Origin of the sequence: Pedobacter sp. HDW13, from assembly GCF_011303555.1 — a bacterium.
Taxonomy (GTDB): Bacteria; Bacteroidota; Bacteroidia; order Sphingobacteriales; family Sphingobacteriaceae; genus Pedobacter.
In genome coordinates, this window is the sequence record NZ_CP049868.1 from 739,157 (window position 1) to 754,400 (window position 15,244).

Genomic DNA, 15,244 nt, shown 5'->3' on the forward strand with positions numbered 1-15,244 from the left:
TAATCAGGAACTTTCCAGTTAAAAAGTAACATCCAAACCAAACGAAATCACCTTGGCTCTGGGATAAGCACTGTAGTCGAAGCCACCTGTTAATACATTGTTGAATGTGCTTACCTCTGGATCGAATCCTGAATATTTCGTCCAGGTCAAAAGATTTTGAGCACTCATCGAGAGTCTGGCAGACTTGATTTTAGCTTTTTGCAATAATTTTTGCGAAAAATTATAGCCCAATGAAACCGTCTTAAGTCTCAAATAGCTTCCGTCTTCTATGGTTCTCGAAGACAAACCAGTTCCATAATAACCGCCGCCCGACACGCCTGCGCGGTAGTTTGGAGAACTTTGATTGTCAGGACTCCAACGATCGCTGTAAGAGGCGAACTGTTGAAACCCACTTTTACCTAAAGCATTTCCTTCAAAGACAAACCTGTTGTTATTTTGGATCTGATTGCCATATGACCATTGCAAAAAGACATTTAGATCAATAGACTTGTATCTGAAATTATTTGAAAATCCTCCGATATGAATGGGTAATGATCTTCCAATAACTGTTCGATCGTTTGCATCAACAACTTTATCTCCGTTAATGTCCTTGTATTTAATATCTCCAGGCCTGATCAGTTCGCGCACATTTCCATTTGTTGTCACTTCATCCTTGAGCACATAAACACCTTCAGTAGTTCTGTTAAAATCACTGAACTGATAATTGCCATCCCACATCCAGCCATACATCAGCCCCAAAGGTTCATCAACCTTTGCCATATAAGCCGGAACAGTACTATATGCGAAATCCCAATTGACTGCAGATAGCAAAGTTTCCTGACCATCGGCAAGCGCCAGCAGTTTATTTTTGTTAAAAGAAATATTGAAATTACTACCCCAACTGAAATCTTTGGTTTTGATGTTTTTGGTAGTAATGGTGAACTCCAAACCTGTATTTTGGACACTTCCGATATTGAGCAAGGATCTGGTATATCCAGAATATTGGGGAATACTTGCATTCAGGATTAAATCATGTGTTTTCTTGGTATAAAAATCTACCGTCAGTCCTATTTTATTGCTAAACAACGATAAATCTATACCGGCGTTGTATTGGGCAGTTGTTTCCCACTTCAACTTTTTATTTCCCATTGAAATATCTCCCCAATCGTTCTTTCCCACAAATAGAATTGGAGAAAAAGCATTATTGAAAGAGTAGTTAATATTTCCCGGGAGTTCAAACCTTGCAACATAGGCAAAGTCTGACGCTCTGTTATTACCAGTCTCTCCATAACTCAGCCTTAACTTACCGTCGGATATGATTTTGTTATCTTTAAGAAAGGATTCTTTTGAAAACCGCCATCCAGCCGAAACTGCGGGAAAAAATCCCCAGCGGTTCCCTTGGGCGAAACGAGATGTTCCATCAGCCCTATAAGAAACCTCCATCATATATTTATCAGCATAGCTATAAGACACGCGGGAATAAACTGAAGAATTCCGCCAAAGGGAACTTTCTGCAGTAGGACCAGGATTTAATGTCCCTTCATTAAGCCCACTTAAGCCAAGCTGCTCATTAGGCAAAAGCCTTGCAGAATATCCATAAGCCTCAGAATTGCTTCCTAAGGCACTAAAACCTGCCAAAGCCGTAATTCTATGTTTTTCATTAAAGGTTTCCGAATACGTCAAGGTGTTCTCATTAGCCCAATTCTGATATTTATACAACGTTATTGAGCCATTTACCCCATTCGCAGCATTCCAACCTACAGGGCTTCCGTATTGGGTAAGCGAATTATTAAAAGACTCATTAGCTTCATTACTTCTATTGTAAATCCCACTTACCCGCAGTTTCAAACTTGGCAGGATGGCATACTCGGCAAATGAGTTGATATTGATGTTTTCCGTTTTATAATTGCTAACCGCATTTTTCTGATGCAATATTGGATTGAAACGATAATCATGGATACCATTCAATGCCTGGGTCACATCCTGGATCGGCAGTTCACTAATGGTGTCAATTGGACTATAACCCCAAACATTATACAAAATAAATGAACCTGCACCACCTCCTAAGCCGGCGCTTGCACCCTGGCCGTAACGTATATTATTGGAATAAGATGTATTCATCCCAACCTTTAGTTTGTCATTAACCTTATGGTCTAAATTAAACCTGCCTTGATATCTTTTATAACCAGTATTAATGATTGTACCGGTCTGCCTGTTAATGTTGCCAGATAAAGAATAAGTTGTCCTGTCAGTACCTCCACGAAGAGCCAAATCATAGTTCTGTTGGTAACCTGTCTGAAAAAATGGTTTCTGCCAGTCTGCCCCCGAAAAGTTCTTGTAAAAGTCAACATAGTTTTGTTCGTTAAGCCCTTTAAAATCTACCATATAATAGTAAAATGTATTGGGTCCCTGGATAGGGTTCCGATCGAGATTATATCTGATGAACTCATAGGGCGACATCAGCTCCATACGCTGATTGTTGCTACTGATATTAACATAGGAGTTAAAGTTCACCACAGAACTACCGGACACCCCTTTTTTGGTGGTAATCACAATTACACCATTAGCTGCCCTTGCACCATAAATAGCAGTCGCTGCTGCATCTTTTAGTACGTTTATTGATTCTATCTCATTATTACTGATGTTATTCAGGTTAAATCCTTCGACCGGAAATCCATCAATCACATATAATGGCGAATTAGACTGTGTCACTGAATTTGCTCCCCTGATTTGAATACTAGCTGATGCTCCAGGCTGTCCGTCTGTAGAAGTCACCTGAACTCCTGCTACCCTGCCTGCTAGTGCCTCATCCAGAGATCGTACCGGAGCTTTTGTAAAGTCACCCATATCCACCGAGCCTACTGCTGTTGTCAGGTCTTTTCTACTCTTGGAACCGTATCCAACTACAACGACCTCTGATAACGCTTTTTGATCGACCTCTAGTACGACATCAACCGCAGTTCTCTCGCCCACTGCAATTGCCCTTTCCAGATAACCGATATGGCTAAACAACAGTATGTCACTAGCGCCGCTACCGGTAATCGAATACTTTCCGTCTTCATTGGTTTTTACAGACTGTTTGCCGTCTTTTAAGCGCACTGATGTCCCAGACAAGGGCCTCCCCCATCCCTTGCGGTCACCCTTCCCGTGATTTGTCTTTTAACCTGGGACTGTGCCATTGACACATACCCTAGCAAAAGAACGATGATTAGTTTAATACAAATTTTCATAATTTATTATTGGTTTGTTTGTTTTGTTTATTTATCTCATTTACCAATGCTTTCGCATTATCCCTGATATCAAAACCAGGTTACATCTTTAGATATGGCGACACAGATTTTTAATTTGCTACCTTCTCCCAATTGGGGCCAGTTTTAACAATTCATATCCGCGCTCACTATCAAGCTTCCAACGGGTTGTAGAAAAGGATTTCAGCTAACGCACAAATCCCATTTCTGCTTGTAGCAGGTTTACAGGTAATAGTGGGCTTTCTATCTAAGCTATTTTTCATAATAGTCTGCTGCATGACAACTCCTCTCCACTATAGGATATAGCCTCATCATTTAGCAAAAAATCCCAGAATAGCACACTTAATTTTTAACAGAAAGCGGGAGGTAGACGACCTTTATCGATATCTTTCTTAAAATTCCTGGGGTGAAATAACTTGGTATTGGTTCATATATATTTGTCTTTGGTTAGTTATTGAATGGTATAAAACTAGTTGCTAAAACAGCTTTTAGCAGCCAAAATCATACAAAAAAAAGCCAAAAAAATACATTTTTAAGCCGAACAAAAACAACACAAACAACTGAATAACAGCAACATAATAGAAAACAAACAACTTAACGACTAAATTCAGCACAGAAATGTATCAGGGAATTGTTTTTATCGGTTTTAAGGGAGTGTAACTGGGAAAATTTTTGAAGATCATTACCTATGTAAAACATAAGGTTAAAGATTACCCTGGAGAAAAAAAGTAGCCTAAAACCAACGGAAGGAAGCCAGTTACAGGTTTATGTAGAACCGTATTTTCTTTTCTGGTATGCTAGCTTATACTTCCCAGGTATTTTCGGCTTTCGCTTTCGATGCTAAAAGCAGATCATTTCCGACAGACTGGCTTTTTAGGATAAGCCATAGCAGAAAAATTCAGGATATACTTCCCTTAGGGTATCCAGAACAAAGAATATCAAAGGTTTACATGTATTTAGGCACATCAGAAAGTTGCCTCTTCTGCTTCATTGCAGTTGATACATGCCTCACAACCCTATTTAAAATTAAACCTAAGCCTTGAATATAATTTTCAGGATGAGCATTGATGTCCTTTGCCAATACGTTTATATCCATAAACTTAAAATTTTCCTTCTCCATGGGATGGATAGCCGGCAGGGTTTCACTCATTCCAAAATAAACGTGACTTACTTTATACTCAGTTAGGCCACCTGAAAATTTGGTATTATGGGTAAATTTAAAAAGGAAACTGATATCACAGCCCATTCCCAATTCTGCCCATATTTTTTTAATTGCAATATGAAAATTGCTCTCTCCTACCTTAGCATGGCCTATACAAGTATTAGCCCATAAGGCTTTGGAAGAATACTTAGTTTTTTGAAGTAATAACTCACACTTTGAGTTAAAAATAAAAACTGAAAAGCCACGATGCAGCAATCCCCTCTCATAAGCTTCCTTTTTTTCGATGTGCCCCTGTGGATTATCATGCTGATCAACCAGTATCACGTGTTTAATCATTTAAATTATTTTTTTTCAAGCAGAACTATAACTAGAAGCCGGAGCACGATAATTCCCCACATGCAATTGATCAAAATTAGTGCTAGATGGCAACAGCCAAAACGCTTAGCCTACCCATAGCATCTTCCAGGATAGGACCAAAAGTCCAGCTGCCTAAACAATCAATATTCGCCTTAGATGAGTCTAAAAATGGTATAGGTTTAAGGGGGCTTCCCAGGAAAGAATTCGCGATTTGGACTTTAGTAACCATATCAATAAGGGAATTAAATTACCCTCCCGGCACTAGCGTTACATTAACATTTTTTTCACCATTAACCAGTACCTCCTTTGTTTTGAAATTTCGGGCGGAAAAAATCAAAGTATCCCCGATTTTCGCTTCGATGACATATTTTCCGTCCTTATCGGATAATACAGAAGTTAATTGGTTTTTTACTTTAATAATGGCTTCTGCAACAACCGTTGACTGAACATCCCTAATGACCCCAGATACGGAAATTTTTCGTCCTTCTGGGTTGATCTCTCCATTTCTTTGGCCACCCGAATGGGTAATATTTTCTTGTCGAACCATGTTTGCAGGGTTCACGAAAACCGATTGCTGTAATTTTATGTCCTGTGAGGATGAACCAACCATTAATTTAAATTCCCCTGGCTCAACAACCTTGATGTAGTCTGTATTGTACAAGGCCAGGTCAATAACCGGAACTTTAAAATTAACAGTTCTTTGTTCTCCAGCTTTAAGATGAATTTTTTCAAACGCTTTTAGTTGTTTCACGGGTGTGGATACTGAACTTACCACATCTCTGATATATAACTGAGGTACTTCCTGACCATCGCATTTACCAACATTAATTACATCCGCCGATACTACAATAGTATCAGCGTCCTTAAAATTTAACTTGTTTACTTTGAGATTTTCATATTTAAAGTTCGTGTAACTTAATCCAAATCCAAATGGATACAATGCATCGGGAGAAGAAAATACATAATCTCTTCCCGGTTTATCCACAGTGCCACTCCTTTTATAGTAGCCTTTGTCCGAGGGCAGGTAATTGTAATATGCGGGAAGATGTCCCGCGCTTTGGGGAAAAGACACTGCCAGTTTACCAGAGGGATTAACCTTGCCGAAAAGTATGTCAGCGATTGCATTCCCCTGTTGTTCGCCCGCATACCACTGCATAATTATCCCCTCGACGTACTCTTTAAACCAGCCAATCGCAAACGGCCTTCCGGATACAATGACTGTAACGACTGGTTTACCAGTTGCCTTTACAGCCTTTACAAGGTCCTCCTGCACTCCCGGAATGTTGAGGTCAGAAAGGTCAAACCCTTCTCCACTGGTAGAGTTAAGGTATTCCCGGGAAAGTGATGCACTTTGCGAACCAACAAACACTATAGCCAGATCGCTCTTACTGGCAGCCAAAACGGCTTCATTAAAACCACCTTTATCTCTTGAAGTGAGATCACAGCCTTTGGCATAATTTATTTCGACGCTATTTTTTACAAACGCTCTAATACCTTGCAGGGGTGTGATACCATCCTTATTGTTCCTCGTCCAGGAATAGTCGCCAAACTGAACCTGATCCGCATTGGGACCAATGACCGCAATAGATTTTAGCTTGCTGGCATCCAAGGGAAGGATTCCGTTGGCATTCTTTAACAGAACGGCACTCTCATTGGCAATCTGCCTGGATAACTGTACCGATTGGGGCGTGTGGATTGATTTTTTGTAGTTCAATGTATCCACAGGTTGATCTTCGAAAAGGCCTGAGGCAAATTTAGTATAAAGCACATGAGCCGCTGCAGCGTCGATATATTTGGCAGCAAACTGCTTATTTTTGACCAAACTTTCCAATTTGGCGTAGTCTTCCCCTGAAGCTTCCAGATCGAGACCGGCTTTGATAGCTTGCATAGCTGCATCTGTCTGGTTTACTGCGGTTTTATGAAAACTGGAAAGCATTTCTATGGATCCCCAGTCAGAGTAGACATAGCCTTGAAATTTTAGTCGCTTCCTGAGCAGATCGGTTAGGAAATAGGCTGATCCGGTAACCGGTTCACCATCATAGGCACTATAGCAGTTCATAATAGATAAAGGACTAAGTGCTTTGATTACCGCCTCGAAAGGCTGCATATAGAGACTAAAAAGTTGTCTTTTCCCTCCTTCAACAGATGCCAGGTTAAGCCCTCCAAGCGGGCTCCCGTGCCCTATAAAATGTTTTGGGGTACTTATGATTTTGTGCAGATTTAAGCCCTGAATGTATGCGATTCCCATTTGTGAGACTAAAAATGGGTCCTCTCCGTAAGTCTCTTCAACCCTTCCCCAGCGAAGTTCTCTGGCAAGATCCAGGTCAGGAGCTAAAACCTGTTTTACCCCCATTGCCTTGGCCTCAGCACCTATAAATCCTGCCATCTGGTAGGTTAGTTGTGTATTAAACGTACTGGCTATAGCAATGGATTGCGGGTAAATAGTACTTCCATCCTGAACTGCTCCATGAAGTCCTTCCATCACCGGAATAACCGGGATACCAAACCTGCTCTCTTCCCTCATATATTTTTGGGTATGATAAATGAGTTTGGTATATTGATCTGAGGAATATGGGAAGCCCTCCAAACAACCATAACTGATCCCCTTACTAAAGTTAAATAGCTTTTGTAAATTTGGCCTCTGGTCCACCTCATACTGGCCGGATTGTATGTGTTGCATCTGCGATAATTTCTCTTTCAGCGATAGTCTGGGAAGCAAGTCTTTTACCCGCTCTCGGGGAGACAACTCTGGCCTCTTGTATAGAGGGATAGCTGGCTTCTGGGAAAACGCATTAAGCGAACAAACAATAGCAAAGAAGGCTATACAATAACTTTTCATTTAAATTTGCATTTTTTGGTAATGATTGATTTGAAGAATTTATTGGACTTGAATTTTAAGTTCTACCATTGTCGCAATTCGATCAAATGATATTCTAAAATCGCCCAAAGCGGCACTAACTGATCTGGAGGCATTGGTAAATTAAAATGCGTACCGCCATAAATCCACTTTCAACTGTCGCCAAAAATAGTTGCCGGATAAAATTCCGGTGGGCAAAATCATACAAAAAAAAACCAAAAAAATTCATTTTTGGTCTCTTTGAAATATTATGTATTTATCAGCAGCATTTTAACTAAGAAATCTGCGTAACCGTTTATTTCCGGGACGCTTTGTAGCTACCGACCTCTCTTCCAGCATCATCCAACATCGTGACTGCTAATTCCTGTTTAGTCACCTTGATAGCAGTTATTGTTCTTTTTCCATTAGCCGGCCCACCTCCGATAATTAACGGATAGTGATTTGCATTTAGGTCTGGCTGATGCACTTTGTATCTATGGGTGTGACCACTTAATACCAGATCAACCCGGCCACGGTTCAACAATGGATCAAAAAGCATTGTGCAATGTTTTGGACCATGCGCTTCGCCAGAAAAGCGCGGAGGGATATGCATCAGAACTATTCTAAATGATGCTTTCTTAAAAGCCTTGGACTCAATTTCATTTTTTAACCAGGCGGCCTGATGAAGCCTATATTCGTCAAAATTAACGATACCCGCATAAACAGGGTGAGTATCTTCTTTATCTTCGCCCGTGTCCAGAATAACAAATCGAACAGGTCCTAGTGAAAATGCTGAATAATTTACCTGCATAAAATATTCCGGAAACTCACGCGCGAACTTTCCGCGGGTTTCGTGATTGCCACGAACATAAACAAATGGTGTATTTTTCGCAAAGCAGTTAACACATGGCAGTAACATATTGTCGATAAGTTGTTTTTCATCAGCCTGGTGATCGAAAATATCGCCATTAAAAAAAACGAAATGTTTTTTTTGTTCAGGTACCAGGTTGAGCAGGTGCGGAATAGATTCCGGTCTATCGTGCAAATCATTCAACATTACAAAGGATAGCTCTGGAGTATTCGGATCTACATTCACAAATGTTTCCATACCACCCGTTATTAAACTCCCATATTCAAGATTATATGGTTGAAAATTTCGAATTTCTTTTGAAATAATCCTGTAATAGTATTTACTTCCAGGTTTCAAGTTATTAATAGTAACCGCATTTCGCGTTCTGTAAGCCCCCGAAGCCCCATTTCAGCGTTTGAGTAAGCTTTATAATTTAAGTTTGTTGGTTCCTCGCCATACTCCACCCAACCGGTGCCAAGCTTGTTTGTTAGCCATAGTACGGTAATGGAATTATTAAAATTTGTCTGGAGGTAAGGTCCGGCTGTAAATTTGAAGTCCTCTTCGGTTTCTAAAATATGTGCATTTGCATATTTAGGTGCTATCAGTGAAGATGCTCCCAGGGTCAAGCCCAATTTAAGGAAGCTTCGCCTTTGAAAATTATTTTTCATATATATTATTTATTGGCTAGCGAAAATTTGAACATTTCCATTTGAGATTATCTGGTCGGAAAATTCAGAGCTCAATCATTATCCATTGTGTTAGAAAAAAATTGCTTTCGATAATGCAATGGTGTAATCTGATAACAATCCTTAAAACATTTACTGAAATACTTTGCTGAGGTAAACCCTAGATTTTCAGAAATTTCAGAAACAGATATTTTAGGATCTGTCTTCAACATTAGTGCTGCTTGTTTTAGCCGTATGGTTAGCGTGAACTCGTTGGGGGTTTGACCTGTAATCCCTTTTAGTTTTGAAAAAAGGTTGGTACGGGCTATCCCCATTTCTCGCGAGAATATGTTAACATTAAAATCAGGGTCATCTATATTGCGTTCTATAATCGAAGTCGCCCGTTCCAGAAACTCTTTATCAATCTGTGTGGTCGCTAAGATCTGCACCGATGCAGCAGGCTGTTTACTGAATTTCTCCTGAAGAAGAATACGATTATTAACCAGGTTGTTACAGCGTGTTAGCAAAACCCTGGCATTAAAGGGTTTTGGGATGTAGTCGTCAGCCCCGACCAATAAGCCCTCAAGATTATACTCGATAGATGCACGGGCTGTTAGTAGCACAAGGGGGATATGAGAGGTGGCGTAATCACTTTTCAACTTTTTGCACAGGTCAATCCCGGAAAGATTCGGCATCACTACATCACTAACGATTATATCAGGCATAATATCCTGAGCAATAACCCATCCTGCTTGTCCGTCATCGGCAGTTTCCACCTCATAAAATTCTGCGAATACATCGACCAACACTTCCCTAATAGCCGGATTATCTTCCACTATTAGAATTTTTTTTCGCTGATCTGATTCCAGGACTATTTCAGGCGATGCAATCTCAATATCCTGTTCCTGCAACTGCTTGATCTCACTTTGGCTACTATCCTTAAATTGATTGCTAACTGCTAAGCGGATTGTACCTTCCGGGTATACGACCTTTAATGGAAGTTGCACTATAAAGGTAGTCCCTATGCTTAACTCGCTTTTGACCAATAACTTCCCTTGATGAAGTTCTACTACTCCTCTTGCGAGAGACAAACCGATTCCAGTTCCCAACACGCTTTCGCTAGTCTGGTAGAAAGGCTCAAAGATTCTGTTAATTTCGTCAGGAGGTATTCCGGGACCTGAATCTTCCACAGCCAAAGCAACATGTTCTCCTTGCTGGGTTAGTGATAACACGATTTTCCCTCCCACAGGTGTATTTTTAAAGGCATTTGACAATAGATTGTTCATCACCTTTCGCATTTGCCGGATATCGATAAAGGCCTTTAGCGCTTTGACGTTTATTAACAAATCATAATCGATCTCCTTTATTGTAGCCAAAGGGCGAAAAAGCTGAAAGCAGTTGGATATAAATCCTGTCAAATCCACTTCTGAAGGATAAATTCTATTAAGGCCTTCTTCCTGTTTCCTAAAATCCATCAGCTCAGTAACGAGTTCATCCAGTTGCTTGCTGCAATTATATATAGCTGAAATTTTCTTTGAAAACTCAGCAGGCATTGAGCCCTTTCTGGAGAGTATTTGCTCAATCTGGACGGATATTAAAGTCAACGGAGTCCTGAACTCATGGGAAACATTGGTAAAAAAATTGATTTTGGAATCATTGAGGATTTCCAGCTCCCTCGCATGCAGCTTTTCGTAACGCAGCGATTCCTGCAACCTGATCCTCGACCTGTAAAATCTAAAGATATAATACATCAAGCCTGCAAAGAGTAATATGTAGCAGATGTAAGCCAGCGTCGTTCGATAAAACGGTGGTGATATTTTTATAGCAAGCCGTGTTTCAGGACCACCTGAGCGGGTAGATTTAACAATTAGAACATAACTGCCCGGTGAAAGGTTGGTATAACTTATCGGGGTATTTTCTCTTGCATCGTTCCACTTGTCGGAAAAACCATGCAACTGATATATAATGTTATCTTTATTTTCCAGGATATAGTTATCCGTGACCCATTCAATATCAAAAGTTGTCTGGTCACTATTAAGCACAACCTCCTTTTCATAATAAAGCCCCTGGATCAAAACCTTGTTTCCAACTCCTGATTTTGTGTTACTGTTATTGACCGTAATTTGTTGAAGCCTTAATGAATAAGGTTTATTTGCCACAATTAACTCCTGTTCATTAAAAGAAACCATTCCACTCACTCCACCTAAAAATATTCTTCCCGAACGGGAAAGATAAAGTCCGTTTTCATTCATCGCTCCCAAAGGAAAGCCATGGTCATAACGGTAGTCATTGAAGGAATTTTCTTTTGGATTATAGACCACAAAACTTTTATTTGTAGCAATCAGCAAATTCCCGGTTGAAGATTCCACTAGATCATATACATAATTACTACTGACACCGTACATTTCAAGGTTTATCCTTTTAAAATCGTCTGTGGAGGGTTGAAACAAACAGAGTCCTGCTGAAGATGTAGCAAACCACAATTTCCCCTGATGATCCTGGATAATACGGGTTATAAAATTATCAGACAAGGTATTTTTTTTATTTACTTCGCTACTATAATGCTGAAACTCGCCTGTGTTAAAATGATAAGCAAATGCGCCCGAGCCAAGTCCTCCCACCCATAAAACTCCTTCGCGATCAATCAGTAAACTGAATGCATCCGTATCCAGTAACCTTTTGTATTGACCGGTATGGGGATCAAACTCACCAACCCCAAGCGGAGTTGCCAGGATTAGTTTATCACCATGTGGAACTATATCCTGGATTACGTTAGATGGCAATCCATCCGTTCTTTGGGGGGCTGCAAGGTAGCATGTAAACTTCCCCGTGGTGAGGTTCATCCTGTTTAGCCCTCCCAAATGCGTTCCAATCCATAATGCATTCTGTTTGGGATCAAAATAAATTGCCTTTAAATTATCCTGAGAGATACTATTTGCATGTTTATCACTTTTGAACCATTTAAATTTACCCGTCTTCAGGTTATATCTATTTAAACCACCCCCTTCCGTACATATCCAGAGGTTTCCCTGGTTGTCCTCGGTCATTTTAGCTACAACCGAAGAGCTGAGCCCCGCATCCCTGATAATGCTTTTTTTGAAATAGTCGTAAATTTCATATTTGGGATTAAAATAATTTACGCCGCCAAAATAAGTGCCAACCCAGATCGTGCCTTGCCGGTCCTTGATAATACTCCATATGGAAGAATTTTTTAAACCACCATTTTCTTCCCCATCATCATAACTTAATATTCGCCCAGTACTGCGTTCGAGTTTGTCAAGGCCACGAAAAGATCCTATCCACATATTTCCGGCTTCATCTTCCATAAAACACCGAACGAAATCGGATGAAATAGAATTCTTATCAGTTTCACTATGCCTATATCTTATTGTTTTGCCATTCACAATCCTAAATAGTCCATCGTTCCAGCTACCTATCCAGACTTCTCCCCTGGAATCCTGATATACCTGAGTCACATTGATATTATCAATTACCTTACGAACTGTTTTATTGCTACTATCTTTTACCAATAAGCCACCTTTTTCGGTACCGATCCATAATTGGCCGGATCTATCAATAAGAAAACACTTTAAAGACAGTGATATCTCAGGAAGTGAGAAATATAAGCGTTTCTCGTTTTTGGCTTCATCGTAGATGAATATCTGCTTTTTATCCATGATGTATAGTATTCCTCTGATACATGCCATCTGATAGTAAGCTCCCTTAACCAGAACTTTGAATTGGCCGGTTTTGTCATCAAATACTGAAATACCTTCATTCGTTAGTACATAAACTTTATCTATACCATTTCCGGTAACTGCCTTTATATAGCCACGGACGAACTGTACATTTTTGTAATTATCTTCCCTAAACTGTTGAACCCGGTTTCCGTTATAGCGGTTTAAGCCCTCCCTGGTACCGATCCAGATGGCACCTTTACCGTCCTGGAAAATGGCTGTTACCGAGTTGTGGGACAATCCTGTTTCTGTAGTCAGGGAATGAAATGCTATCCCCTGCCCCAAACAGACTGTTACCAGGCTAATCAATAAAAATAAAAGTGTAATAATTTTCCTCATATACTTTATTAAGAGGGAGAGATCCTTATCAGCGAATATTTGGTTTAAACTTAAGATAAAGATAATAATACTATAAAGCTAAAAGAGCTAAAATTGTACAAAGAAAACCCGAAATCATCCATATTCTGAGTCCAATTGCATTAGCACATTGACGCAGCTGAATTGACTTTCGCATTGATTACTAGGTCTTATACGCCTATGGCGTTACTGTAGGTAAGGCTAGGTGTATAAGACCATAGAGAGGTTAATCCAACACGGAACACTCATTACAAATTGGCCTAGTTTCCTCTATCAAAGGAAACTCATAAAGAATAACATGAGATCATTAGCTTATCCAATCGGAAAATTTGCCTTATAACCGTTTGTTAAATTCGTCACTTTAATAACTATTGTATAATTCGCCGCTATGTCCAGAACCAACTGCATAATATTTCGTCCAGAAACTACAGGCAGCACTATTGCAGAAATTTCCTCAAATTGGCTTCCCTGAGTCCTTTACAACCTTTATTGTGATTTAATCCATAAAACAAACCGATTTCTGCTTACTTCAGTTCCAGCTCAATAACATTGGGCAGTGCGGTTCTTAATGCTGCCGGTACCTGTACAGTAAGTTGCCCGTTTGCTACGCTGTATTTAAGGGTAGCTTTATTGCCTGATAGACTTACATTTTTAATACTTCCCTTTGTGCTAAAAGTCACCTGCTCATCGATCGGTTTTTCACCCTTTTTATGAGCCAGTAAAAACAGGTAGCGGCGCTTGGCTGCTGCTGTGGCCGGTACCGATGCCGATTCGCTGGCATCGAGTGCCTGTGCACCTTTTATGGCACTGCCATTTACTTTCATCCAACCGGCAATTTCAGCCAGACTGGTGTACATTTCAGGAGTAAGAACCCCTTCTTTAGTTGGCCCGTAATTTAACAGCATATTGGCGTTATTGGCCCTGCACTTGATCAGATTGTTGAGCACCAGCGCAACGGGTTTTAAAGGCTTTCCTGTATAGCCCCAGCCTCCATCGGTAATGGTGGTACAAAGTTCGGCCCAGCCATCTTGCTTGGTTTTGGGCAATGCTTTATCCTGCTCAAAGGTTTTGTAATCGCCATAACCGAAAAACCTTGGACTTACCACAATGCCAGGTTGCAATCTATGGATTTCGGCCATGGTTATGCATTTATCCCAGGCTTTATTTCCACGCGGAATATCGGCTGCTCCATCGAACCAGATCATATCAATCTGCCCGTAATTGCTTAATAGCTCAGTAACCTGCCCTTTTACATAAGCAGCCATTTCATTGTAATGGGCCTGCTTTTCAGCTTCGGTTTTTACGGTAATCCGAGGCCTTAAATTTTCATCCAGCACCGGGATATTTGGGTAATCCCTACCTACCCCATAGTACATAAAATTTTGGAAATCGCCATTTTGGTGCCAGTCTGGTCCTGAGTAATAAATCCCAACCTTTAACCCATATTTTCTGCAGGCGGCCACATAATCTTTTATCAGATCGCGGCCACCCATGTAGTTTTTGGTATTGAAATTACCATAAGCGCTTGGCCACAGGGCAAAACCATCATGATGTCTTGCTGTAAGCACCGCATAAGTCATACCGGCTGCTTTGGCTGCTTTAATCCATTTTTCGGGGTCGTAGTTTTGAGGATTAAAGTTTTTGGCCAGTGCCCAATACTCAAGCGGAGTAATACAGCTGTTTGTTTTTTCGCAGCCATTTCCGGCAAAATAATTGCCCGAATCCATAATCTTTTTAACCGATGCCGAATCCATCTTGGGCGAACGCCAGCCAATCTGGGTGCCGGCCATCATGGGCCACGAGAGATCTATTTGTTTAATCGATGAAATGCTCCAATGGATAAACATACCTAAACCAGCCTCCGGAAACCACTGTGCTCCGGGGTGGGTGGTATGCTTGTAGCCCGATTTTGCATCTTCAACAATGCCAATCTGGGCGTGCTCCATTTTTACTTTATCGGCTTCTTTATTTTGTGCAACCGCAAGGTTAACAGTGCCAAGCAATGGCAAACATGCCAGGCACTTATATATTAAATTTCTTTTCATTGCTTAAA

At 40.5% G+C, this 15,244-nt stretch carries 7 protein-coding genes; all 7 read right to left on the reverse strand.

Features of this window, described 5'->3' with window-relative positions; genetic code table 11:
• Positions 1-18 precede the first annotated feature (18 nt).
• Positions 19-3,078, reverse strand: coding sequence for a TonB-dependent receptor (locus tag G7074_RS03060; RefSeq protein WP_240916457.1), 3,060 nt, complete (start codon positions 3,076-3,078; stop codon positions 19-21).
• A gap of 1,095 nt (positions 3,079-4,173) precedes the next feature.
• Positions 4,174-4,725 (reverse strand): isopentenyl-diphosphate delta-isomerase, encoded by a 552-nt coding sequence (locus tag G7074_RS03065; RefSeq protein ID WP_166206899.1) that lies wholly within the window; start codon positions 4,723-4,725, stop codon positions 4,174-4,176.
• 268 nt (positions 4,726-4,993) lie between these two features.
• Positions 4,994-7,585, reverse strand: coding sequence for a glycoside hydrolase family 3 N-terminal domain-containing protein (locus G7074_RS03070; protein ID WP_166206902.1), 2,592 nt, complete (start codon positions 7,583-7,585; stop codon positions 4,994-4,996).
• Positions 7,586-7,898: 313 nt separating this feature from the next.
• Positions 7,899-8,690, reverse strand: coding sequence for a metallophosphoesterase (locus G7074_RS03075; protein ID WP_205944151.1), 792 nt, complete (start codon positions 8,688-8,690; stop codon positions 7,899-7,901).
• A 95-nt stretch (positions 8,691-8,785) separates the two neighbouring features.
• Positions 8,786-9,100 (reverse strand): hypothetical protein, encoded by a 315-nt coding sequence (locus tag G7074_RS26500; RefSeq protein ID WP_205944152.1) that lies wholly within the window; start codon positions 9,098-9,100, stop codon positions 8,786-8,788.
• A 71-nt stretch (positions 9,101-9,171) separates the two neighbouring features.
• On the reverse strand, positions 9,172-13,173 hold the full coding sequence (locus G7074_RS03080) for a two-component regulator propeller domain-containing protein (RefSeq protein ID WP_166206905.1): 4,002 nt from the start codon (positions 13,171-13,173) through the stop codon (positions 9,172-9,174).
• A 542-nt stretch (positions 13,174-13,715) separates the two neighbouring features.
• On the reverse strand, positions 13,716-15,236 hold the full coding sequence (locus G7074_RS03085; RefSeq protein WP_166206908.1) for an alpha-L-fucosidase: 1,521 nt from the start codon (positions 15,234-15,236) through the stop codon (positions 13,716-13,718).
• Positions 15,237-15,244: the final 8 nt, after the last annotated feature.